At 38.9% G+C, this 22,777-nt stretch carries 22 protein-coding genes and 4 pseudogenes; 13 read left to right on the forward strand and 13 right to left on the reverse strand.

Annotated features, from left to right (window positions below; translation table 11 throughout):
* Positions 1–40 precede the first annotated feature (40 nt).
* Positions 41–226 (reverse strand): annotated as a pseudogene (locus ACS72_RS17890) (NAD(P)H-dependent oxidoreductase); the annotation flags it as partial.
* Positions 227–242: 16 nt separating this feature from the next.
* Here ACS72_RS17890 and ACS72_RS01010 point away from each other — a divergent pair.
* A pseudogene (locus ACS72_RS01010) lies at positions 243–401 on the forward strand (DDE-type integrase/transposase/recombinase); the annotation flags it as partial.
* A 16-nt stretch (positions 402–417) separates the two neighbouring features.
* Here ACS72_RS01010 and ACS72_RS17200 read toward each other — a convergent pair.
* The 4 genes and pseudogenes from ACS72_RS17200 to ACS72_RS01025 form a co-directional block, all read right to left on the reverse strand.
* A pseudogene (locus ACS72_RS17200) lies at positions 418–615 on the reverse strand (hypothetical protein); the annotation flags it as partial.
* A gap of 23 nt (positions 616–638) precedes the next feature.
* The gene (locus ACS72_RS01015; RefSeq protein ID WP_034671284.1) at positions 639–1,559 is read right to left on the reverse strand and encodes a copper resistance protein B; all 921 of its coding nucleotides are present in this window, start codon (positions 1,557–1,559) and stop codon (positions 639–641) included.
* Positions 1,546–3,459, reverse strand: coding sequence for a copper resistance system multicopper oxidase (locus ACS72_RS01020; protein ID WP_048880961.1), 1,914 nt, complete (start codon positions 3,457–3,459; stop codon positions 1,546–1,548). Before ACS72_RS01020 ends, ACS72_RS01015 begins: the two co-directional genes overlap by 14 nt.
* 89 nt (positions 3,460–3,548) lie before the next feature.
* The gene (locus ACS72_RS01025; RefSeq protein WP_004760992.1) at positions 3,549–3,845 is read right to left on the reverse strand and encodes a hypothetical protein; all 297 of its coding nucleotides are present in this window, start codon (positions 3,843–3,845) and stop codon (positions 3,549–3,551) included.
* A gap of 148 nt (positions 3,846–3,993) precedes the next feature.
* Here ACS72_RS01025 and ACS72_RS01030 point away from each other — a divergent pair, with 148 nt between their 5' ends.
* Positions 3,994–4,674 carry a heavy metal response regulator transcription factor gene (locus ACS72_RS01030; RefSeq protein ID WP_004663993.1) on the forward strand — a complete coding sequence of 227 codons (681 nt, stop codon included), beginning with the start codon at positions 3,994–3,996 and terminating at the stop codon, positions 4,672–4,674.
* On the forward strand, positions 4,667–6,067 hold the full coding sequence (locus tag ACS72_RS01035) for a heavy metal sensor histidine kinase (RefSeq protein WP_034171651.1): 1,401 nt from the start codon (positions 4,667–4,669) through the stop codon (positions 6,065–6,067). Before ACS72_RS01030 ends, ACS72_RS01035 begins: the two co-directional genes overlap by 8 nt.
* A 38-nt stretch (positions 6,068–6,105) precedes the next feature.
* Here the strand turns inward: ACS72_RS01035 and ACS72_RS01040 are convergent, their stop codons facing one another.
* The 5 genes and pseudogenes from ACS72_RS01040 to ACS72_RS01060 form a co-directional block, all read right to left on the reverse strand.
* On the reverse strand, positions 6,106–7,389 hold the full coding sequence (locus ACS72_RS01040) for an MgtC/SapB family protein (RefSeq protein ID WP_005105856.1): 1,284 nt from the start codon (positions 7,387–7,389) through the stop codon (positions 6,106–6,108).
* Positions 7,386–9,761 carry a heavy metal translocating P-type ATPase gene (locus tag ACS72_RS01045; protein WP_048880962.1) on the reverse strand — a complete coding sequence of 792 codons (2,376 nt, stop codon included), beginning with the start codon at positions 9,759–9,761 and terminating at the stop codon, positions 7,386–7,388. Before ACS72_RS01045 ends, ACS72_RS01040 begins: the two co-directional genes overlap by 4 nt.
* 11 nt (positions 9,762–9,772) lie before the next feature.
* Positions 9,773–10,423: pseudogene (locus ACS72_RS01050) on the reverse strand (isoprenylcysteine carboxylmethyltransferase family protein).
* A gap of 20 nt (positions 10,424–10,443) precedes the next feature.
* A complete protein-coding gene (locus tag ACS72_RS01055; protein ID WP_004695740.1) occupies positions 10,444–10,692 on the reverse strand; it encodes a DUF2933 domain-containing protein in 249 nt (82 codons plus the stop codon).
* A gap of 26 nt (positions 10,693–10,718) precedes the next feature.
* The gene (locus ACS72_RS01060) at positions 10,719–11,150 is read right to left on the reverse strand and encodes a hypothetical protein (protein WP_005105848.1); all 432 of its coding nucleotides are present in this window, start codon (positions 11,148–11,150) and stop codon (positions 10,719–10,721) included.
* A 364-nt stretch (positions 11,151–11,514) separates the two neighbouring features.
* Here ACS72_RS01060 and ACS72_RS01065 point away from each other — a divergent pair, with 364 nt between their 5' ends.
* The 5 genes from ACS72_RS01065 (at position 11,515) to ACS72_RS17895 (ending at position 16,411) form a co-directional block, all read left to right on the forward strand.
* Positions 11,515–11,895, forward strand: coding sequence for a copper resistance protein CopC (locus ACS72_RS01065; RefSeq protein WP_004681441.1), 381 nt, complete (start codon positions 11,515–11,517; stop codon positions 11,893–11,895).
* Positions 11,896–11,959: 64 nt separating this feature from the next.
* Positions 11,960–12,841 carry a copper resistance D family protein gene (locus ACS72_RS01070; protein ID WP_008306377.1) on the forward strand — a complete coding sequence of 294 codons (882 nt, stop codon included), beginning with the start codon at positions 11,960–11,962 and terminating at the stop codon, positions 12,839–12,841.
* A gap of 469 nt (positions 12,842–13,310) precedes the next feature.
* Positions 13,311–13,505, forward strand: coding sequence for a heavy-metal-associated domain-containing protein (locus tag ACS72_RS01075; RefSeq protein WP_004281879.1), 195 nt, complete (start codon positions 13,311–13,313; stop codon positions 13,503–13,505).
* A gap of 178 nt (positions 13,506–13,683) precedes the next feature.
* Entirely contained in the window at positions 13,684–16,161 is a 2,478-nt protein-coding gene (locus tag ACS72_RS01080) for a heavy metal translocating P-type ATPase (protein WP_048880963.1), read from the forward strand.
* Between the two features lie 157 nt (positions 16,162–16,318).
* On the forward strand, positions 16,319–16,411 hold the full coding sequence (locus ACS72_RS17895) for a YHYH domain-containing protein (RefSeq protein ID WP_151809984.1): 93 nt from the start codon (positions 16,319–16,321) through the stop codon (positions 16,409–16,411).
* A 45-nt stretch (positions 16,412–16,456) separates the two neighbouring features.
* On the opposite strand, the gene ACS72_RS01085 is transcribed toward ACS72_RS17895, so the two are convergent.
* Positions 16,457–16,723, reverse strand: a complete 267-nt coding sequence (locus ACS72_RS01085; RefSeq protein ID WP_034671264.1) for a metal/formaldehyde-sensitive transcriptional repressor — start codon at positions 16,721–16,723, stop codon at positions 16,457–16,459.
* 56 nt (positions 16,724–16,779) lie between these two features.
* On the opposite strand from ACS72_RS01085, the gene dmeF reads away from it, so the two are divergent.
* Positions 16,780–17,742: a CDF family Co(II)/Ni(II) efflux transporter DmeF gene (gene dmeF / locus ACS72_RS01090; RefSeq protein ID WP_034438686.1), complete on the forward strand. Its 963-nt coding sequence runs from the start codon at positions 16,780–16,782 to the stop codon at positions 17,740–17,742.
* Positions 17,743–18,114: 372 nt separating this feature from the next.
* On the opposite strand, the gene ACS72_RS01095 is transcribed toward dmeF, so the two are convergent.
* Positions 18,115–18,729 (reverse strand): thiol:disulfide interchange protein DsbA/DsbL, encoded by a 615-nt coding sequence (locus tag ACS72_RS01095; protein ID WP_004281236.1) that lies wholly within the window; start codon positions 18,727–18,729, stop codon positions 18,115–18,117.
* Between the two features lie 845 nt (positions 18,730–19,574).
* Positions 19,575–20,141 carry a recombinase family protein gene (locus tag ACS72_RS01100; protein WP_004812033.1) on the reverse strand — a complete coding sequence of 189 codons (567 nt, stop codon included), beginning with the start codon at positions 20,139–20,141 and terminating at the stop codon, positions 19,575–19,577.
* Between the two features lie 314 nt (positions 20,142–20,455).
* Between ACS72_RS01100 and arsC the strand changes: the two genes are divergently transcribed.
* The 4 genes from arsC to arsB are packed head-to-tail and all read left to right on the forward strand — an operon-like array spanning position 20,456 to position 22,776.
* The gene (arsC, locus tag ACS72_RS01105; protein WP_004733243.1) at positions 20,456–20,884 is read left to right on the forward strand and encodes an arsenate reductase (glutaredoxin); all 429 of its coding nucleotides are present in this window, start codon (positions 20,456–20,458) and stop codon (positions 20,882–20,884) included.
* Positions 20,885–20,928: 44 nt separating this feature from the next.
* On the forward strand, positions 20,929–21,252 hold the full coding sequence (locus ACS72_RS01110; protein WP_004644742.1) for a metalloregulator ArsR/SmtB family transcription factor: 324 nt from the start codon (positions 20,929–20,931) through the stop codon (positions 21,250–21,252).
* Between the two features lie 4 nt (positions 21,253–21,256).
* A complete protein-coding gene (locus tag ACS72_RS01115) occupies positions 21,257–21,730 on the forward strand; it encodes an arsenate reductase ArsC (RefSeq protein WP_004781073.1) in 474 nt (157 codons plus the stop codon).
* A 5-nt stretch (positions 21,731–21,735) separates the two neighbouring features.
* Positions 21,736–22,776, forward strand: a complete 1,041-nt coding sequence (arsB, locus tag ACS72_RS01120) for an ACR3 family arsenite efflux transporter (protein ID WP_004644740.1) — start codon at positions 21,736–21,738, stop codon at positions 22,774–22,776.
* Position 22,777: the final 1 nt, after the last annotated feature.

Below are 22,777 nucleotides of genomic sequence, written 5' to 3' on the forward strand. Positions count from 1 at the left end.
AGTCTTCAGCTTACCATTCGTGGTTATTTGCAACAGTGCCGATTGCTCCTCCTGCAAGTGGAATCCAGTCTATTTGTGATTTAAAAATGGAACTCATAGAACCATGACGTTCAGGTGAACACCAGACCATACCTTCAGACTATGCAAGAAGCTCATGCAGTTCTTTTACTTTTGGATGCTCAGTATCCGCATCTTCTGGCAAAGGAAGGCCCCACAAGTGATAGATACAGATAAAGCACACATATGGAGGTGCTTTGTCACGGTTAAAATGGGAAAGAAAATGTCCACCAGATCTTGAGCACAGGCAGGTTAAGTATAAAAATAACGTGATCGAATGTAATCATGGCAAGCTAAAGCGGATCATTAGGGCCACTTTAGGATTCAAATCGATGAAGACGGCTATGCCACATGCATCTATTCAGATGGCATTAAACACCGATGATGTACAGACGAAGTAGTAGCAGCCGATCCTACTAAAAGAATAGCAAACGATAAAAACAGCGATAAGCATGTTTTTAACCACTGCATAAAAATAGACCAAAAATTAAGCTTTTTTAGTTTTACAGATTCGAAAATAAATAGTAATAATTCATGAATAGTAGCCGAAGCTACCATTCATGAATCCAAATCATACTATTTTAAAAAACTAATTCGATGCCTGCACCATATTTCCATCCCTTTTCAGACTCTGTTGCCTCTTGCATAGAAGTGGCTTTCTGTCCTTTTTCATATTGGTAAGCAACATCAATGAAAGGTTTAATTCGCTTAGTAATCTCATATCGGGTTTTGATACCAGTTTTTAGTTCTGATAAACCTGATTTTGCAGCATAGTTAGAATCATCGCTAAATATTACATCTGCTTCGATATAAGGTTGAGTAATAAGTTTCTGAGTTAAAAGCAAATCACGTTCTAATTCAAAACTTGCTCCCCAAAAATTATTCTCACCGCCATAAAGATATGCTTGTGTTTCAAAGAAATAAGGAGCTAGACCTAATATACCAATAACCCCATCCACTCGATCGCTGCTGCTGTTATTTTTATCTTCACTATATCTTACCCCAGCTTGTACATCCCAAAATGGGGCTACGTTACGGCTATAAAGTGCTGATACAGCATATTTTGGATCATTACTTTCTGACTTTTCCGAATTGGCTTCAATAAATAGACGATTTTCATCTGTTCCAATTAAAGTTTCAAACTTTGTTCCTAGGTTGCCCTTACCGTCTTCATCAACCATCCATTCATTTTCAAATTTTGTCGTTTGATAAATTTGTCCACCATGTTCTTTAAGATGATTGTCATGAGGTGAGTTAGAGTTCTCAAGCGCAATCTGGACACTCTTATCCCCCATATCCGCATTTTCCATTGAATAATATTCTGGATAACGCTCTTGAAGGGAATACTTTAATCCTCCAGATTCCTGTAAAAGAATTTTCATATTTTTTGTAATATTACTGTCTTGTACAGGAGTTTCATTTTTAGCGAACGTTAGATTTGATAATCCAAATAGCGCAATCATCAAAGTTGTTTTTGAAAACAAATTATTAGTGATGTGCATGTGGATTTACTCCCTTCTCATTTACTTGGGACTGAGGAACAGTCTTTGTAGAATTACCATCTTCCACTTGAGCTACAATGAGTTTATTCATCATTCCTGCACTCATATGGTAAAGCAGGTGACAATGAATAGCCCACTCACCTAACTCATCAGCTGTGAGTAGAGTGGTTATCGTTTTCCCAGGTGGAACAATTACCGTATGTTTGTTTGGCATATTGCTTGGATCCTGACCATTCTCAAGCTGCATAAACATGCCATGTAAGTGCATTGGGTGAGCCATCATACTGTCATTGACAAATTTTAAGCGAATACGTTCACCATACTTCACCACTAGTGGGTCGGCTTCATTAAATTTTTTACCATTTATTGTCCAAATATAACGCTCCATGTTTCCACCAAGACGGATCTCTATTTCACGTTCAGCTGCACGAGTGTCTTTTTGAGGATCTAACGATTGCAAATCACTATATTGCAATGCTTTATTACCTTCAGGTGTTGAAGCATTTGCCCATCCAAATACGGTATTATCATTCTTGTCTGAAGCCGCCTTAACAGTAGCGCTATTCATCGGCATATCATGATCCATACCTTTCATAGAAGACATATCATGATCCATACCTTTCATAGAAGACATATCATGATCCATACCTTTCATAGAAGACATATCATGATCCATACCTTTCATTGAAGACATATCATGATCCATACCTTTCATAGAAGACATATCGTGATTCATGCCTTTCATAGAAGACATATCATGATCCATACCTTTCATAGAAGACATATCGTGATTCATATCTTTCATAGATGACATGTCATGGCTCATCCCCATATCTTCCATAGTTAATAAAGCACGAGGGCGAGATTTAGGCATCTCAATTTGTTTGACTGCTGGGCTGCTTTCTTCATGTAATGTTCCCACTGAAAAACCGGTACGATCAATAGATTCAGCTTCAATTTGGTAATGTGCTTGTTTTGGTTCCACAATGACATCATAGGTTTCAGCAGTACCAATACGGAACTCATCTACAGGAACGGGCTTTACAGGTTGACCATCAGCACTGACTACAGTCATTTTTAGGTTTGGAATGCGTACATCAAAGAATGACATAGCGGAAGCATTAATAAAACGAAGGCGAACTTTTTCACCAGCTTTGAAGTTACCGGTCCAGTTTTGCTGAGGTGTTTTGCCATTCATTAAAAATGTATAACCAGTCACATCGGACATATCTGTTTTCAACATCCGCATCTGATTCCACATAGAGCGGTCTTGCCAAGTTGCCTTTAATCCATCACGTTTAACTTGTTTTAATACATCGAATACTGTTTCGCGACGGTTCTGATAGTAATCTGCTTCTTTTTTAAGATTTTTCATAATTTGATCACTTGTTGAATTATGAAAATCAGAAAGCAAAACAACGTAATCTTTATCGGTTTTTTCAGCAGCTGTTAGTGGAGTTTTATCTTTAGGATAAATAACAAAAGCACCATATAAACCGTCTTGTTCTTGTCCTTTACTATGTGAATGATACCAATAAGTACCATTTTGGCGGACTTTAAACTTATATTCATAAGTTTTATTAGGGGCAATGCCATTAAATTTGTTAAATCCAGGTACACCATCCATAATTCCAGGTAATAATAAGCCATGCCAATGGATTGAAGAGTCCTGATTTTTTAACTTATTGTGAACACGGATAACGGCCTCATCACCTTCTTCAAATTCAAGAAGTGGTGCAACGAATTTACCATTAACGGTAATTCTCTTTAGCGGTTTTCCTGTGATATTTACAGTTTGTTCAGCGATTGTTAAATCATATTCTTTAACTGCCGCCATTACCCAAGTTGATGAAAATAAACCAACTCCAATTAAGAGTACATGACTTAACTTTTTTGACATTCTATCTCACCTTTAGAAAGGTCAAGATTGAAGTAATAAAGCAAATATTTAGTATAAACTTTAATACTTCTTTCTCGCTATTTATAAAATTATTTATTGCTACCAGGCATATTCATCTTTGAATGATCCATTTTAGAATGGTCCATATTCATCATAGAATGATCCATTTTTGACATGTCAGATGAGTTAGGAGACTGATGTTGACTATGATCTTGCTGAGTCTTGTCATCTTTTTCCATTTTACAAGGTTTTGTACAAGGTTTCTGTGCTTTTACCGTTTTAGTGGCACTTGAGGTTGATACATCTTTTGCCCAAGATTGAGTACCAGCAATTAAAGTTCCAGCACACATTAAAATTGTTAGACTACGACGCACTACAGTTTTCATAAGTTTCTCTAAAAGTTAATTTCTTGCTACTACAATAAAGTGAAGCACTGAACATCTAAGTGACTTGAAAATGACATTTTTGTAATCTATCTCGATCAGATGTTTTATAACGTTATTATAGTTTTAATGAATGACTTAGGATTCGGAAATGAGAATACTATTAGTTGAAGATGAACAAAAAACTGGTGATTATCTCAAGCAAGGTTTATCCGAAGCTGGCTATATTACGGACTGGGTTACAGATGGGTTAACGGGTAAACATCAAGCTCTTTCTGAAGAGTATGACTTAATTATTTTAGACGTGATGTTACCTGGACTAAATGGTTGGAATATTATCAATGATATTCGTAGCAGCGGTAAAACAATGCCCATTCTTTTTCTTACCGCCCGAGATCAAATCGAAGATCGAGTAAAAGGATTAGAGCTAGGCGCTGATGATTATTTAGTTAAGCCTTTTGCTTTTGCAGAGCTTCTAGCTCGAATAAAAACGCTCCTTAGACGAGGGCAACAAAGAGAAGATAATAATATTATTAAGATTGCTGATTTAGAACTTGATTTGAGAAAACGTCGGGTAACACGAGCAGGTCAACGCATTGATTTAACGGCTAAAGAATTCGCGCTTATGGAGCTTTTTATGCGTAGAAGAGGTGAAATTCTACCAAGAGCACTTATTGCATCTCAAATTTGGGATATGAACTTTGATAGTGATACGAATGTCGTTGAAGTCGCTATTAAACGATTAAGAAGTAAAGTTGACAGTAACTTTACTCCCAAATTAATTCAGAATATTCGAGGAATGGGGTATGTACTAGAGGTAGAGGATGAATAATAATTTATTCAGAGCGATCAGTTTCCGGATCGGTATCATTTTCTCATTATCTACTATTTTCATTCTAATTATTATGGGTTTGTTCATAAATAAATTAGTAATGCATCATTTTGAGACTCAAGACCGTACCCAATTAGAAGGTAAAATCCAGCTGATTCAGAATCTTATCCAACAGAATCCTAAAAACTCTCCAGAACTTAATCTTTATTTGAGAGACGCTTTAGTTGGACACCATGATCTTATGGTTCAAATAGAACGACCGACAGGTAAAGTTTTATTTAGTTCAGCACCTTCAACAATTAATACTCAACACTTAACCAAGTCAGCAAATAATTCATGGATTAAATGGAAAATTCAGGATAAGACTTATCGTGGCATGATCTACAACACGGATATAAACAAAAATACTGAGATACAATCTGTACGCATTATTGTGGGGATCGATACATCTGAACATCTACATTTTTTAAATGATTTTAAGCGTCAACTTTTTTACATTGGTTTAGCCGGTACGATTTGTTTAATGTTTTTAGGCTGGTTTGCAACCTGGAGAGGTTTAAGACCCGTGCAAAAAATGGCTAAGGTCGCAGAAGGCATTTCTGCCCAACATCTTTCAGAACGTTTAGAAGTTGAGCACACACCAACAGAACTAAAATCATTAGCAATTGCCTTCAATGATATGCTCGACAGACTAGAATCAGCTTTAGAAAGGCTTTCCGATTTTTCATCTGATTTAGCGCATGAAATTAGAACACCGATTAATAACTTAATGACTCAAACTCAAGTATGTCTTGCCCGTAACCGAGATATTGGTACTTATCAAGAAATACTATTTTCTAATTTAGAAGAATTAGAACGTTTGGCTCGAATGGTATCCAATATGCTTTTCTTGGCAAAAGCAGAACATGGCCTAAAATTACAGAACTTACAGAATATTGACCTGGTTAAAGAAGTTACAGCCTTATTTGATTTCTATGATGCGCTAGCTGCCGAAAAAAATATGACGCTTCAACAAACAGGATCTGGAAATGTCAAAGGTGATCCTGCTATGTTACGTCGAGCACTCAGCAATCTATTATCTAATGCAGTTAAATATGGAAATAAGAATTCTACAATACGCATAAAACTTCAACAGAATTTAGATAACACAATATTTTCAATTGAAAATGAAGGCCCTGAAATCTCTCCTGAACAACTATCCAGGTTATTTGATCGATTTTATCGAACAGATGCATCTAGACAAAGAACAGAAGAAGGAACCGGCTTAGGGCTCGCGATAACAAAATCTATTCTTGATATGCTTGGGGCGACCATCCAGGCTGAATCCCTCAATGGTCGAATCATTTTTACCATTGTTTTTCAAAGTGAATCCATGCAAGGGGAATCATTTTAACTCATTTTTTGAACATCTTCCATTTACCCGAGTTGACCTTACATAAAGCTCAAACTGAGAGCCAGAGCTACGCCAGCACCTATCATGGCAATTGTGTAGCCAAATATGATAGCTCGGCCAAACTGTGCCCCCCCTGTCATCCATGCAATTGTCGCTTTGCTTAACATGTTGCTCAGTGTGGCCAGCCCTAGCGCGACAGCAGCCACATTTGTTGTTAAGCCTTCAGTACTATGCAGGCGGGCAAGTGAGACTAAAATAGCATCTACGTCTGCTAGCCCAGAAATAGTCGATAATACGAAGATGCCGCTGGTGCCCAACCATTGTTTTGCTGCCGGGACCAAGACTGCCATGACAGCCAGGAAAGCAGCGAAGCTGAATGCTGTCCCAAGATCAAAAGGAGCCATTGCTTCTATTGTTCGATCGTTGTTTTCAGCGCTGGTAATTTGGCGTTGTCTCCACAATGCCATACCCAGCAGAAGGATTCCCGCAATCATCATTGCACCACCAAAAGTGCTTAGCAATGCTGGCTCAATGACGCCTATCAGCACAACCATACGAAAAAACATGATGCCACAGGCAGCCAATGTTCCAGAAATAGCAGCACTGACCATGACGGGGTGCTGGCGTGTATAGCGTGCCAGTGCGACAGTTGCAGCTGTAGACGATGCCAAACCACCCAATAGACCTGTCCAGAATATGCCTCTTTCTGAACCGGTAAGCCGCATGGCAAAATGACCTGCCAGAGAGAGTCCGGCAATCAGGATCACTGCCCACCATAACTGGTAAGGATTTAATGCAGCAAAAGGTCCCAGACCCGTATTGGGTAAGTAGGGTAATATAACGACAGAAAGTACCAGCAACTGCAGGGATGCGGTTAATTCACGATGCTCTATCAAGCGTAGCCAACCGTGTAAGGTTGGCTTGAGATCCAAAAATACAGCGACGATTACAGCCGCGGTTAATGCTAAAGTAACATTACCATGGGATGCATATGCACCTAAAACTAATGTCAACAGCATCGCAATAATTGTGGTAGCACTTAAATTACCGGAAATTTTTGCGGTACGAGCATAGGACACTGTTAGTAATAAGGAAAGCCCTAATACGGCCGCAACTAGCGGCCAAGCTCCGAAGTTTGGTTGTAAATGACCGAGCACTCCTCCGAGCAATCCTGTCAATGTGAAGGTACGTAGACCTGCTACTCGGCTGCCTTCTGGCAGTTCTCGATCCTGCCATCCTCGTTCTAAACCAATGAGCAGGCCGATGGCGAGTGCTGCAACCAGCCCTGATACATCTGGTGGAAGAAAGGAACTCTCTATCATAACTTTTTATTTCGCAGGCGAAGGGCATTGGTGATGACTGAAGCTGAACTCAAACTCATAGCCAAGGCGGCAATCATCGGTGACAACAACCAACCGGTAAATGGATATAGTACGCCAGCCGCGATAGGGATACCCAAAGCATTGTAAAGGAAAGCAAACATGAGGTTCTGTTTCATGTTGCCGACAGTAGCTTCCGAAAGTGAACGGGCAACAGCAATCCCTCGTAAATCTCCCTTGACCAGCGTAACTTGGGCACTATTCATTGCAACATCAGTCCCGGTTCCCATAGCGATACCGACATCAGCTTTAGCCAAGGCTGGTGCATCATTGATGCCATCACCAGCCATAGCCACGATGCGACCTTCCTTCTGCAATTTGCTGACCAGTTCTAGTTTATCTGCGGGTTTGACTTCGCCATGTACCTCATCAATGCCTAGACGTGCTGCGACTGAACGGGCAGTGGTGAGACCATCTCCTGTTGCCATCACGATACGTAGACCCGCTTCCTTCAGGGTGGCAAGTGCTTCTGGGGTATTTTTTTTGATGGGATCGGATACTGCAAGCAGACCGGCCAATTCACCATTGATGGCTAGATGCATCACACTTGCACCTTCCGAACGCAGCTCTTCGGCTTGCGGAATCAGAGATTGTACCGAGATACCCAATTGCTCCATCAGTGCTGTGTTGCCCAAAGCTAACTGACGATCGCCCACTTGACCTCGAACACCAATCCCTGAGCCCGATTCAAAATTATCTGGTGTTTCAAGAGACAGGCCACGTTCGTGTGCTGCGTTTACAATCGCTTCGGCTAGCGGGTGTTCACTGCCTTGATCAAGACTGGCGGCTAAACGTAATACTTCAGATTCGTCAAAATCTGATGCGGCAACTACACGATCGAATACAGGGCGTCCTTCAGTTAACGTACCTGTTTTATCGATGATTAGTGTGTCAATCTTGCGTAGATTCTCAATGGCTGCTGCATCACGGAACAGCACACCATGAGTAGCACCTTGACCCGTCGCAACCATGATAGACATTGGAGTTGCCAAGCCTAGTGCACAAGGACAGGCAATAATGAGTACTGCCACAGCATTGATTAATGCATAAACCCAGCTTGATTCTTCTGGGCCGAATAGTCCCCATCCAAAGAAGGTAAGCAAAGCAATGGTCACTACAGCCATGACGAACCAACCTGCTACCTGATCAGCCATACGTTGCATTGGTGCTCTCGATCGTTGAGCTTGCGCCACCATCTGTACGATCTGGGATAACATGGTACTTGAACCAATTTTCTCTGAACGCATGATCAATGAACCATTGGTATTCAGGGTAGCTCCAATGACTTTATCGCCGATACGTTTAGTGATAGGTAAAGGTTCACCTGTCAGCATCGATTCATCCACTGAACTACTTCCTTCAGTGATTACACCATCCACAGGCACTTTTTCACCTGGGCGAATTCTGAGTAAATCTCCTACATGGACATGCGTTAGAGGAACATCTTCTTCAGTTCCATCAGGCAGGATTCGGCGAGCTGTTTTAGGAGCGAGCCCAAGGAGTGACTTAATTGCAGCAGAAGTTTGCGAACGTGCTTTTAACTCCAATATTTGTCCCAGTAGGGTCAATGAAATGATGACCGCTGAAGCTTCAAAGTAAACAGCGACACGACCCATGGAAATAAATGAGTCTGGGAAGATTTGCGGTGCAATGGTTGCGACCACACTATAAATAAATGCAGCTCCAGTGCCCAAACCAATCAGCGTCCACATGTTCGGGCTGCGATTCACAACCGATTGCCAACCCCGGGAAAAAAATGGCCAACCTGCCCAAAGTACAATTGGGAGTGACAACACCAGTTCAATCCAGCTCTGAACCACCATATTGAACAGGTTCATTTGATGACCAAACATCGCCAAAAAAGTCACGATGATGGTCAATGGCAGTGTCCACCAGAAGCGTCGGCGGAAATCACGTAACTCCGGATTCTCATCTTCCTCTAATTCAGGAATGAGTGGCTCCAGTGTCATTCCGCATTTAGGACAGTTTCCAGGATGATCTTGTTTAATTTCTGGATGCATTGGGCACGTATAGATGATCGTGCCTGTTGTGCTTGTCTCATTAACGGATTGAGTAGTCTGATGATGCTGTGTATGTGCATCGGCAGTCGTCGTTGCGGGTTTAGCGATATATTGCACCGGGCTGCTATGAAACTTTGATTGACATTTATCACTGCAAAAAAAGTAAGTTTTCCCCTTAAATTCCTCATGGTATTTCGATTCTTCAGTGACGGTCATACCACAGACTGGGTCTTTCAGTACGTCTGTTGTAGCCTGTGCCATATGGTCCTGGTTATGATTTTTTTGATCTGACATAAATAATTCTCTTATGGTAAAGTGGTTTTATGGCCGAATTTTGGAATAAATCTCGGAGTCTGTTGAGCATAGCTGTCATAGACAGCGCCAAACTGTTTACTCATTTCAGCCTCTTCCTTAATTGCCAAGCGGCTGTACATTAAGAGTAGGATTGGAAACATAATCAGTGTCAGTAAAGTTGGCCATTGCAATAAAAAACCCAGCAAGATCATCACAAAAGCCACGTATTATGGGTGACGTATACGTGCATAAGGGCCTGTGATCGCTAAAGAATGCTGACGTTGCTCGTTGTACAGCACGTGCCATGACGTTGATAACAGGTAAAATCCATAGCCCAAGAAAACGTAACTGGCGATATGCAAAATGCCAAAATGTGGATCACCTTTTTCACCTAATAGCGTTGACCACAAGTGACCTGCATTATGAGAAAGTAAGTCAAGTTGAGGGAAGCGAGTTTGAAGCCAACCAGATAACAGGTAAATGGTTAAAGGAAAACCATACATTTCGACAAATAGAGCAATGATAAAAGCCGAAAAGACCCCAAATGTACGCCAATCGCGCGCAGTGGAAGGTCTAAAAAAACTGAAAGCGAACATGATAAAAACTGCTGAGTTAATGATAACCAGCGTCCATAAACCATAAGCCGATTCCGCATGATTCATGATGGATCTCCTGATAAGAGCTATTTTTTGTTATCAGATATATCGGATTTTTTTTGCTGCGAGTGGTTATGCCCATGACCACCATGCATAAAAATATGCATCAGTGGACACGCTAAAAGGAATAAATAAGGCAAAGCACCGATAACGTGGGCTAAATGTTCCGTTAATAGAAAATAAGCTGCGATACCACCCAGCACGATTAGACCAATGGCATAACGTGTAGACCAGAAGTTAGGTACTGAATTATTTTCTTGGTGTTGGTGATTCATGGTGCTTTCCCCTAATTCATGGGTAACTATTTAGTTGCTGACGGAGGCATACAGTCCATCATCATCTGCATCATGGATTGCATCATGTCCATACGTTTTTCCATCATTTGCTGACGGTCAGCCATATTGGCATTCATGCTTTGGCTACCCATCTGTTTCATCATGCTTATACCTCCTTGCATGAGTTTCATGTGCTCAGCCATAAGTTTCTGACGTTCTTGCGGGTTTTTTGCAGCCATCATCTTTTCATGCATGGCTTGCATCGCTTTCATGTGCTGGTCCATTGCAGCCATTTTGTCTGGAGTCATCGTGCCAGTAGCTGTCTTTTTAACAGTGACTGTGGATGGAGGAGTATTTTCTGGGTGATGAGTTTTATGCTCTTCAGGATTTTGGGCTAATGCACCTAGAGCGGCAGTGGTTATACAAAGTGCAAGTAAAGTTTGGCGGATATAAGTCATGATATTTTCCTTCCATCAGTTGATCAGCCGATACAACCTTTAAATGAATGAAGCAAACAAATAGAGAGAGGTATTTTTCATTTATTTGCTCCACTCATTCTTTTGATGAAGTTGATCGCTGGTTATGCCACCGGTGTTTTACTTAGGTGGTAGCTGGTTATAGTCAATTTTTTTATTTCTATTGAATAATTTTATCACTTGAGTCTATTGATTTTTAAAAATGACAAAAATGTAATTTTGAAGTCATCGCCCTGTTTCTGTCTCTTACTAATAATTGAAATATAAGAGGAGATGATGTGGTCTCATTAAATATAGATTTTATAAAGTCATCTCTAATGAACTAACGAATCAAGAGGAAACGTAAATGAAATTATTTCAAAATAAAATGACTGCTCTACGTAATGTTGTAGTAGCTGCAACGATGATTGTGGCTACTACAACTACGTTCGCTCATGTGAGTTTAGTGAGTGCGATTCCTGCGGAAAATGCATCTATCCTTAGTCAACCAAAGAACTTGACCCTTAACTTTGGTGCAGAGGTTATGTTGATGAATATTAAGTTACTGGATGCTCAGCGAAGAGATGTTCCTTTAAAATATAAAGTTACTCATGACTTAAAGAAATCCTTTGATGTAGCTCTTCCGAAACTGAAAAAAGGTAAATATACCGTTGTCTGGACAACAATGGGGAAAGATGGTCACAACATGAATGGTGAATATAGTTTCACTATCAAATCAACTAAATAAGAATTGATTACCTTTCAACATGTCAGTGAGGTGCTGGCATGTTGTTCTAGAATGGACAAAAATAATGATTTCTGAATATTGGATGTGGGCCACTTGGTTAACTAAGGTTATTTTATATTTAAGTGTAGCTTTTGTCGTTGGTGGAGCCTTTTGCTATTTTTTACTTAGACAATATCTTGAACTAAAAGAATCGATTCTTAAATATATTACAATTGGCGCTGGATTAGGCCTAATTTCCAGTATCTTGGGATTTTTTATTCTGATTGGTAGTTTTGCCAATACTGGTATTACAGGTATGGTGGACCCCACGTATATTAATATATTGGTTAATACTCCGACGGGGTATATATACGTTCTTCGTTCTATTAGTTTTGCTCTTTTACTTCTTCTCATGGTGGTTAAACTTAACAGGAACAAAGGTCAGTTTTCTATAATTGAAAGTTCAATATTTTGTGTTTTACTTCTCCCGATTATTTTTAGTTTTTCCCAGCTCGGACATGTCGCTAATTTAACCTTACTTGCTCAAATTTTATTATCAATCCATATTCTAGTTATGTCGTTATGGATGGGGTCTTTATATCCGTTATGGAAAACCAGCCGGGAAATAAGTGGTTTACCTTTAAAAGATCGCATGCATGTATTTGGACGTATTGCTGCTTTCATTGTTGGGATATTAATCGCCTGTGGCGCTAGTGTAGCTCTTCTTTTAATTAAAGATTTTAATACCTTAATCAATACTGCATATGGCTATGGTTTCATGGTTAAAATGTTTTTTGTTATAGGTATTCTACTTTTAGCTGCCTTCAACAAATGGTATTTCACCCCGCGTCTTCAACATCCTAAATTCGCTAAACACCTTAGTCATGCCATTTTATTTGAGATGTTATTAGGTCTATCAATTCTATTAACAACAGGCTATATAACCACTGTCGTGGGTATTGAATAAGAGAATTTCAAAATAAGGGAATTGAGGAAATTTAACATTACTGCATTTATCTTTTGTAGCTGAGCAATAAAGTTTCTACTGGACTGCCAACTTACGACAATCAGAACAGTAAAATCGCATCATGAGGCATTATACATAAAGGTAGTCACCGGTTTTTAGCTTATCTTCAACCCATAACGGTCTCATCTATTCAGTTCACTACCATTGATTGAAATAACTAATCTTATAAATTTCAGAGTGATCGTAGATGACAAAAATGTCATTTTAAAGTCACATTAATGTTGGTTAAGTACTTTTACTGTAGTCATTAGAACACTCTTCTTTGGAATACTCTGAAGAAAACTGTAAGGTTGTAAACAGACCAAGTTACAGCGAGTAACTGATTCAGAAAAAGGCTGGTTGTATGGTGAAAGTTTAGAGTTACTGTTCTAATGTTTTAAACAAATGTTTTGTTAAAAAGGAGCAACATATGAAATTTCACATCGCTAATATGACTTGTGGTGGTTGTGCACGCGGCATTACTACCGCAATTAAAGAGCTCGACTCGAATGCCTCACTCGATATTGATTTACAAAACCGTATTGTTGAAATCAACACAACGGTGAGTCAGGATCAAGTCATTGCCACTCTCAGTGAGCGTGGATTTACAGCTGATCCTGCTTAATCTCTGTTAGAGTAACAGTGGGAATTCCTTACCACTTTTACTCTCTCTTATTTTCCTCATCGTACAGATAAAACCTGTACTTGCTTGAAATAAAAGTAATCCCTGAATTCCCCCTAATCTTGGTTCGAGCTGATCTTCGCATATAGAACTCAGCATATCTAAATGATAGAGATCGTATATGAGTACCGAAATGACTGATACGCCACACTACAGTGAAACATTAGAGATTGAGGGGATGACATGTGCTTCTTGTGTAGGCCGTGTGGAAAAAGCTTTAAAATCTGTTGAGGGTGTTGAATCGGCTCATGTAAATCTGGCTACCGAAAAAGCAGTCATTTATGCGCATCAACCACTTGATCGCGCTACTTTAATTAAAGCCGTAGAAAAAGCAGGCTACGAAGTGGAAGCGCTGCAACCAATAGAGCTTACGATTGAGGGTATGTCATGTGCTTCTTGTGTAGGTCGAGTAGAAAAGGCCTTAAAATCTGTTGAGGGTGTGGAATCAGCTCATGTAAATCTGGCTACTGAAAAAGCGACTATTCAGGCAAGCTCATCTGTCACTCGTGACTCGTTAATTCAGGCTGTCACCAAAGCAGGGTTTGAAGCAAAGTCAGTTCATCAAACTACGGAAAGCTTTCAAGATAAAAAAAATATTGAATTAGAAAAACTTAAAAAAGATTTAATTTTGTCAGTCTTATTGACTCTACCCGTTTTTATTTTAGAAATGGGATCACACCTGATTCCCGCCTTTCATACGTTTATGATGGATAACATTGGCCAACAAAATAGCTGGTTAATGCAATTTTTCTTGACCACAGTAGCATTAATTTTTCCAGGCCGACGCTTCTTTAAAAAGGGCATCCCAAGTTTATTCCGCTTAGCACCAGACATGAATTCCTTGGTGGCTGTAGGAACATTGGCTGCTTATCTTTATTCAGTGGTTGCTACTTTCTTTCCAAGTGTCCTGCCACAAGGCACGGTCAATGTTTATTATGAAGCTGCAGCGGTTATTATCACTTTAATTCTATTAGGTAGATTTTTTGAAGCCAAGGCAAAAGGCCGAACGTCTTTAGCAATTCAACATCTAGTTGGAATGCAGCCTAAAGTTGCCAGAATACAGCTCAATAATCAGGTGATAGAAGTTCCGATTGCCGAAGTTCAAACAGGAACGATTGTAGAGATTAGACCAGGCGAGCGTATCCCTGTCGATGGTGAAGTTATTCACGGCCAAAGTTTTATTGATGAATCCATGATTACTGGCGAGCCTATGCCCGTTGAAAAAACGATAGGCTCTACTGTGGTAGGAGGAACAATTAACCAAAGTGGCAGCTTAAATATCAAAGCCACCTCTGTTGGTAGTTCATCAGTGCTTTCTCAAATCATCCGAATGGTTGAACAGGCACAGGGTTCCAAGCTGCCTATTCAGGCATTGGTTGATAAAATTACCATGTGGTTTGTACCTGTAGTAATGGGTCTCTCTCTTTTAACTTTTCTTACGTGGTTTATCTTCGGCCCTGAACCAGCCCTAACTTTTAGTTTAGTGAACGCGGTTGCTGTACTCATTATTGCATGTCCTTGTGCGATGGGACTTGCAACGCCTACATCAATCATGGTGGGAACTGGGCGGGGTGCTGAAATGGGGGTTTTATTTCGTAAAGGTGAAGCTTTACAGCTGCTCAAAGAAACTAAAGTGGTTGCAGTTGATAAAACAGGGACCCTGACTGAAGGGAAACCAATTTTAACCGATCTGCATGTCTTAGAAGGGTTTGAATACAATGCCGTACTTTCACTGATGGCAGCCGTTGAATCAAAGTCTGAGCATCCTATTGCTCGAGCAATTGTACAAGCCGCTATAGATAAGGAATTAATCCTGTCTCCTGTTGCTGATTTCAAGTCAGTCACGGGCTATGGAATAGAAGCAACGGTGTCTGAACATTTGGTTCATATTGGTGCAGATCGATATATGGAAAAACTAGGTTTGAATCCTAATGTTTTTTCTCAATTTTCGGATCGTTTGGGAGAAGAAGGAAAAACCCCTCTCTATGTTGCGATTGACCAGAAACTTGCTGCCATTATTGCTGTAGCAGATCCAATTAAAGAATCAACATTTGCTGCAATTGAAGCGTTACATCAGTTAGGTTTAAAGGTTGCCATGATTACAGGTGATAACCGTCATACAGCTCAAGCGATTGCAAAAAAACTAGGTATTGATGAGGTTATTGCAGAAGTCTTACCAGAAGGTAAAATAGAGGCCGTTAAAAAATTAAAAAATCAATATGGTAAACTCGCATATGTTGGAGATGGCATTAATGATGCCCCTGCACTTGCAGAAGCAGATATTGGTTTAGCAATAGGTACAGGTACAGACGTAGCTATTGAAGCTGCTGATGTGGTTTTGATGTCTGGCAACCTGAAAGGAGTGCCGAATGCTATCGCTTTAAGCAAAGCGACTATAACCAATATTCGTGAAAATTTATTTTGGGCATTTGTTTACAATGCAGCTCTGATTCCTATTGCAGCAGGTGTACTTTATCCGCAATTTGGACTGCTACTTTCTCCTGTATTTGCTGCTGGTGCAATGGCTCTCTCGTCAATATTTGTACTAGGAAATGCTTTACGATTAAAACGTTTTAAGGCCCCCCTTGCAATTATTTAACCATTTTTTATATACATTTAAAGTTTTGTTGGCTTTACTTTATATATTTGGAAATAGTCTAAGCCATGTTGGCTTTTATTAAATATCATACAGTTGATATTCTAATTATTTGAGAGGGATTAAGATGAAAAGAATTTTATTAATATGCTTTATAGGCATGTCATTTACCTATGCGAATGCTCATTCTGGGGGAACGAACTCACAGGGTTGTCATACCAACAGTAAAACTGGTGATTACCACTGTCATTAATAGGTGCGCACACAGTTTTTTTATTTAAAAGACTGTGCTTTAAAGTTATAAGTAGCGTTTAACTAAAGCTAAAAATTCATTCAGTTCTTTTTCCTTTATTTCCTCAGTATCACCGAGTACATGTTCTCTAAGATGAAGTTCTATTAACTCATTCATTAAGCCATTTATCGCACCTTTAATTGCTGCAACTTGCTGTAATACCTCAATACAAGAATTTTCATAATTTAAAATATTCTGTTCAAGGGCATTAGTTTGACCTTGAATTCGTCTAATCCGATTTAAAATTTTTTTGTTCTGATTTAAGTGAGACATACTATTCAACCTCAAGAACATATACTATGGGGGAGTATTAATTGTGGTGCAATAAAATGCAATATCTAAATAATGTTAAAAGTGACCATTCGCATCAATTTGACGAAGGAAATCCTTTAGCACAAAAGAAAATTTTAATCGCAACCATCCTCACTGGTGTAATGATGGTGTTTGAAATTTTTGGAGGATGGTTCTTTAATTCCATGGCTTTATTGGCTGATGGATGGCATATGAGTTCTCATATGTTGGCATTGGGCTTAGCTTATTTTGCCTATAAAATGGCTCGAAAATATGCTCGTGATCAGAGATTCTGTTTCGGTACATGGAAGATAGAAATCTTAGCTGGATATTCGAGTGCCATTTTATTGATGGTTGTTGCTGTATTCATGGGTGTTCAATCGATAGAACGTTTATTCAATCCTGTGAATATTCACTACAACGAGGCAATTTCAATTGCGATTGTTGGCTTGATCGTTAATTTTATTTGTGCCTGGTTACTACGTGAAAATGGTCACCACCACCATCATCACTCTCATGATGACCATGACCACCACCACGATCATCATCACTCTCATGATGACCATGACTTAAACCAGAAAGCCGCTTTTCTTCATGTAGTAGCAGATGCAGTAACTTCTGTATTAGCGATTATTGCACTTTTCGCAGGGAAGTATTTTGGATGGGATTTTTTAGATGCAATTCTAGGGATCGTAGGTGCAGTGCTTGTAGCACAATGGTCTTGGGGATTGATTAGAGAAACAGGTAAAACATTGCTTGATGCAGAGATGGAACATCCTGTAGTAAAGGAGATTCAGGAAGTTGTAGAGGAATTAGATAACCAAATTACGATTACTGATCTGCATGTCTGGAAAGTAGGTAGAAGTAAATTTTCATGTATTTTATCCCTAAATACAGTTAATGACTCCTTAACAGCAGAGGTAGTTCGTAAAGCTTTGTCAATTCATGAAGAGATTGTTCATATTTCTGTTGAAATTAACAAGAATTTCCATGTTGTTTAAATTAATATTTATTCCTTTTAAACTTTATCAGTCTATTTATGTAAATCTTAGATTAGAATTTGTTTGTTGTAGAGCGTCGGGGCGCCTCGGCAATTCTGCGTGTTGAAATAGAAAGGAAAATTCATTTTCTGAATGAAGATATCGGGTATGAACGGGTAAAGATACAATCCACGATTCATATTCAATCCCATGCCTTTAAAGCGCAAAGCGTGTTGCAGATGCAGCTCTTATTCCGAGGAATTTTACACTGGTATCGCCCGCCGATAGAAACACCAGATCCGGCAGTCAGGACGTAAATAACCATTCCTCCAGTTTAAATAAAAAAACCTGCAGATTCGATGCAGGTTTTTTTTAGAGATAATCAATCGCGTCTTATTTGGCTTTACGCTCTTTCTCGATCAGGTAATTCACCACCTGAATGACTTTGGCATCATTACCCTGCACAATATATTTACCATTCACGGTCACTGCCGGAACACCACTTAACTGATACTGAGCAGCCAGATTTTTGGCTTGGGCAATTTTCGAAGTGATCGGGAAAGATTTATAAGTGCTGTTAAATTTCGCTTCAGGAATACCATAGCGGGTATAGAACTTGGCCAATTGCGCCTGTTCTAAAATTGGACGCTGCTTATCATGAATATCATGGAATAATTGTAAATGTGCTTTTTGACGCACACCCAATGCTTCAGACACATAATAAGCACGCGCTGCCTGCTCCCAGAGTGGATTCATTGCAGCCGGCGTACGTACAAAACGTACATCTTTTGGTAATTTTTTCAACCAGCCCTGCATATGTGGTTCAAGCGCGAAACAGTGACCACAGCCGTACCAGAAGAATTCACGTACCTCAATTCTGCCCGGTTTTTCGACTTTGACTGGTTTTGCAACCACCTGATAGTCCTGACCTGCCACAAAATTGGCCATAGCATTGCCTGAAAAGGCCAAAACAGATGCGGCAACAGCTCCTAAAAGGAATTTTTTCATTGGGATTATCGTCCTCTAAATCATTATGCTTAGTGTATGGGTTCACTATAAATCAATTATGCCGGTTCCGTTTTCATGCTGCGAACTTTTGTGCTATCAGAACCGCTACATTAAAGTATGCGACTGATTTTAAGTCAGTTAATATGGCCATTCGACCGCTATGTGTTTTTAGACAATCACAAAAGTTAAACTTTGAGTAATAAAAACGGTTATAATTTCTACGATTAAAAAGTAGTGGTCAAACCTACAGCAAATATTAACTTCTTACTATTCTCTTCAGTAACAGCCGCGTGGCTATGATAATTGCTGGAATTTACAACATAGAACTGAGCAAAAAATGATTTATGAAAGGTTTATTAAATTAAATAAATTATTTATATAGTTAAAATTCACCTGATAAATCACTTTTTAATTTAAATTACTATGTTAATTATTTCTAAATTTTTCTCTAAGAAACGGAGTCCCCCATCAGCAAAACTACCGGTTGAAAAAACTATAGTAAAAATAACTAAAATAATCTTCATGTACATATTATTGAATCTAATCATATCTTGGACCAAAAAAATCTTTACTTATAATAATGAGTAAATATATACATCAGAATGACAAAAAAATTACAAACTTGTAATTTTGTTAAGGTTTGTTCTCAAAAAAATAAATTAATACTATTTTAAAAAAGATAAATCGTTGCTGAAAAAGCTAGATTGCAATCGAGTTAATTAATTATAAATCAAAAACTTATATTGTATAAAATTAGTAACTCTTTGCTTTCTGCACTTATTATTTAATCAACGTTTCACGATTTTCATAAGCTAAACTAAATATAGTCGCCAATTTCAATTGAGTTATTTCCCGGCTTTTAAATACCGATATACCGCTTGGCGACTAATTCCAAATGCCTGGCCTAATGCCATTTTTGAAGGGTACTTCCCTTCCTTCCAGTCTTGTCGCAAAGCTTCAGCCTGATCAGGTTTCAATTTATGTACCCGGCCTTTGTACTTCCCTTGAGAAGAGGCAAGTTTAATTCCTTCCTTTTGCCGCTCTAAAATGATCTCACGTTCAAACTGTGCAAAAGCACCCATCAGTTGCAGCATCAAATTATCCATCGGGGTGGATTGGGCCGTAAAAGTAATATTTTCTTTTACAAACTGGATGGCAATCCCTCGTTTGACCAGTTTATCCACTTCAGTCACCAAATCTTTTAAGCTTCGCGCAAAACGATCCATGGAATGTACTATCACCCGGTCTCCTTCCCGGACATAATTCAACATTTCCTGAAATTTCGGTCGGTCGGTATTTTTACCTGAAGCACGGTCAACAAAAATCCGGTCGACTTCAATTCCCTCAAGTTGACGTCCCGTATTTTGCTCGACCGAACTCACTCGCACATAGCCTACTTTTTGGCCTTTCACTTTTTACGCCCCAATTGGATAAAAATGAACAATTTCGTAAATTATAAATCTTTAATACCAAAGTTACATGTTACTTATGATTAAAAAACATTTAAATGGTACATGTTTTTAAGAACTTTTAAAATGTAATTTTAGGGTATACTCTAAATTTACATATTTAAATAACGAGTTTTTTCTCACTCATAAGAATTTGCAAGAATATATATACATTTATTGACATTAAGTAATTTAAATAAAATCAATATACGTATTTACATATATGTGGAAATACGTATATAAGTATATCTGAGTTTCTAATAGCAGTGTTAGTCAAAATGTTCTCGACCATAAAGATTTATCACAATCCTGAGTGTGGTACATCAAGGAATACCTTAGCTTTAATTCAAAATGCAGGAATTGAACCAATCGTTATTGAATATCTAATTACCCCACCTTCGAAAGCAGAATTAATTGAACTTATTCGTAGTGCTGGTTTAAGTGTTAGAGAAGCAATTCGTAAAAATGTACCTCCATATTCTGATTTAGAAATTGTTCGGGAAGATTGGTCTGATGAACAGCTTTTAAATTTTATGCTTCAACATCCTATTTTGATTAACCGCCCATTCGTTGTTACGGATTTAGGTACACGTTTGTGTCGTCCTTCTGAAGTTGTTTTGGATATTCTCCCGTTTCCTCAGAAAGGCGCATTTAGCAAAGAAGATGGTGAAAAAATTATTGATGAAAATGGCCAAAGAATTAAATAGTACTTTCTCATCTCTTGAATGGAAAGAATGTGAAGGAGATTTATATGGATCAAGTTAATTTTTTTAAATGCTTATCAGATGAAACACGTCTCAATATAGTGACATTAATTGTTGAAAATAAAGAACTATGTGTATGTGATTTGACTGAAAAACTACAACTCAGTCAACCGAAAATTTCAAGACATTTAGCCCTTTTACGTGCTTCAGGGCTACTTCAAGATCGCAGACAAGGCCAATGGGTTTACTACAGTATCAATCCAAAATTGGCCAACTGGTGTTATGAAATTTTAGATATTTTGAAGACGGTTCAATCTCAATCAAAGCTGGATGATCAACACCCCCTTTCTGTAAATAGTTATTGTGAGTAATTCAATGAAATTTTTATTTTTATGTACTGGAAATAGCTGCCGTAGCATTTTGTCTGAAGTTTTGTTTAATAGCCGAGCACCAGAAGGTTGGAAAGCCTATAGCGCTGGGAGTAAGCCTTCAGGTCAAGTTCACCCGCTAACTTTAGAAACCCTTGAAAACTTAGGATTATCTACCGAAGGTTTATGGAGTAAAACGATTAATGATTGTGAACAATATCAACCTGATGTTGTGATCACAGTATGTGATTCTGCTGCTCAAGAAGCATGTCCACTTTATTTGGGTGGAGCAATCAAGGCACATTGGGGCTTGGCTGATCCTTCACACTTAGACGTGAATAAAGAAGAAAAAATGAAAGCCTTTATGAGCACTGTTGAACATATCAATCGTCGCTTAGATGCTTTATTTAAACTTAATGTAGATAAACTATCTCGCTCAGAATTGATTGCAGCAATTAATCAAATTTCGAACGTTGAGTAAGTGAAATGTCTGAAAAACGCTTATCTTTTTTAGATCGCAACCTGACGCTATGGATTTTTATTGCCATGGCCTTAGGCATTGCCATCGGAAACTTCTTTCCTCAGGCTTCTGTCGCACTCGATAAATTAAGCATTGATTCAGTAAATATTCCAATCGCGATTGGTCTTATTCTAATGATGTATCCACCACTGGCAAAAGTGAACTATGCGACTTTGCCACAAGTGTTTAAGGATAAGAAAACCCTTACTTTGTCCTTAGTACAAAACTGGCTGATCGCGCCAGTACTCATGTTTGCCCTGGCAATCATATTTTTACATAGTTATCCAGAATATATGACCGGTGTCATCCTGATTGGTCTTGCTCGATGTATTGCCATGGTTCTGGTGTGGAATGGCTTGGCCTGTGGTGATAATCAATATGTTGCAGCATTAGTTGCCTTTAACAGCATCTTCCAGATTCTATTTTTCAGTACCTATGCCTGGTTATTCCTGACCTTCCTTCCACCCTATTTTGGTGTCGCTTCGCAGGTCATTAATGTCGATTTCTGGACCATCACCCATGCTGTTCTGGTTTATCTTGGTATTCCGTTCTTATTAGGTTTCTTAACGCGATGGATTTTGGTGAAACAGAAAGGCGTGGAATGGTATGAAACCAAGTTCATTCCGAAAATCAGTCCGCTGAGTTTAATGGCTTTGCTGTTCACCATTCTGGCCATGTTTAGCCTAAAAGGCGGTGATGTCGTGAGTCTTCCGCTTGAAGTTTTACGCATCGCGATTCCTTTAACCATTTACTTCGTTTTAATGTTCTTCATCAGCTTCTTTATGAGTAAATGGATGGGCAATGACTATCCTAAGACCACAGCAATTGCATTTACCGCAGCGGGGAATAATTTTGAATTATCACTTGCAGTAGCGATTGCAACTTTTGGTATCGCTTCGCCTGTTGCTTTTACCACGATTATTGGCCCACTGGTCGAAGTTCCTGTGTTGATTGCCTTGGTGAGTGTTTCACTCTGGCTGAGAAAGAAAGTTTTTAAAGAGGCCTAAC

The organism is Acinetobacter sp. VT 511 (genome assembly GCF_001077515.1).
Lineage (GTDB): Bacteria > Pseudomonadota > Gammaproteobacteria > Pseudomonadales > Moraxellaceae > Acinetobacter > Acinetobacter schindleri.

Bases quoted from the DNA above. Each gene is read 5' to 3' on its own strand.
- arsB (WP_004644740.1), top strand. From the start codon at position 21,736: ATGTCTGAAAAACGCTTATCTTTTTTAGATCGCAACCTGACGCTATGG.
- ACS72_RS01065 (WP_004681441.1), top strand. From the start codon at position 11,515: ATGAAATTATTTCAAAATAAAATGACTGCTCTACGTAATGTTGTAGTA.
- ACS72_RS17895 (WP_151809984.1), top strand. From the start codon at position 16,319: ATGTCATTTACCTATGCGAATGCTCATTCTGGGGGAACGAACTCACAG.
- ACS72_RS01030 (WP_004663993.1), top strand. From the start codon at position 3,994: ATGAGAATACTATTAGTTGAAGATGAACAAAAAACTGGTGATTATCTC.
- ACS72_RS01060 (WP_005105848.1), bottom strand. From the start codon at position 11,150: ATGACTTATATCCGCCAAACTTTACTTGCACTTTGTATAACCACTGCC.
- ACS72_RS01085 (WP_034671264.1), bottom strand. From the start codon at position 16,723: ATGTCTCACTTAAATCAGAACAAAAAAATTTTAAATCGGATTAGACGA.
- ACS72_RS01025 (WP_004760992.1), bottom strand. From the start codon at position 3,845: ATGAAAACTGTAGTGCGTCGTAGTCTAACAATTTTAATGTGTGCTGGA.
- ACS72_RS01055 (WP_004695740.1), bottom strand. From the start codon at position 10,692: ATGAATCACCAACACCAAGAAAATAATTCAGTACCTAACTTCTGGTCT.
- ACS72_RS01110 (WP_004644742.1), top strand. From the start codon at position 20,929: ATGGATCAAGTTAATTTTTTTAAATGCTTATCAGATGAAACACGTCTC.
- ACS72_RS01115 (WP_004781073.1), top strand. From the start codon at position 21,257: ATGAAATTTTTATTTTTATGTACTGGAAATAGCTGCCGTAGCATTTTG.
- ACS72_RS01015 (WP_034671284.1), bottom strand. From the start codon at position 1,559: ATGCACATCACTAATAATTTGTTTTCAAAAACAACTTTGATGATTGCG.
- ACS72_RS01080 (WP_048880963.1), top strand. From the start codon at position 13,684: ATGAGTACCGAAATGACTGATACGCCACACTACAGTGAAACATTAGAG.
- ACS72_RS01070 (WP_008306377.1), top strand. From the start codon at position 11,960: ATGATTTCTGAATATTGGATGTGGGCCACTTGGTTAACTAAGGTTATT.
- ACS72_RS01035 (WP_034171651.1), top strand. From the start codon at position 4,667: ATGAATAATAATTTATTCAGAGCGATCAGTTTCCGGATCGGTATCATT.
- ACS72_RS01095 (WP_004281236.1), bottom strand. From the start codon at position 18,729: ATGAAAAAATTCCTTTTAGGAGCTGTTGCCGCATCTGTTTTGGCCTTT.
- ACS72_RS01040 (WP_005105856.1), bottom strand. From the start codon at position 7,389: ATGATAGAGAGTTCCTTTCTTCCACCAGATGTATCAGGGCTGGTTGCA.
- ACS72_RS01020 (WP_048880961.1), bottom strand. From the start codon at position 3,459: ATGTCAAAAAAGTTAAGTCATGTACTCTTAATTGGAGTTGGTTTATTT.
- arsC (WP_004733243.1), top strand. From the start codon at position 20,456: ATGTTCTCGACCATAAAGATTTATCACAATCCTGAGTGTGGTACATCA.
- ACS72_RS01075 (WP_004281879.1), top strand. From the start codon at position 13,311: ATGAAATTTCACATCGCTAATATGACTTGTGGTGGTTGTGCACGCGGC.
- ACS72_RS01045 (WP_048880962.1), bottom strand. From the start codon at position 9,761: ATGTCAGATCAAAAAAATCATAACCAGGACCATATGGCACAGGCTACA.
- dmeF (WP_034438686.1), top strand. From the start codon at position 16,780: ATGCAATATCTAAATAATGTTAAAAGTGACCATTCGCATCAATTTGAC.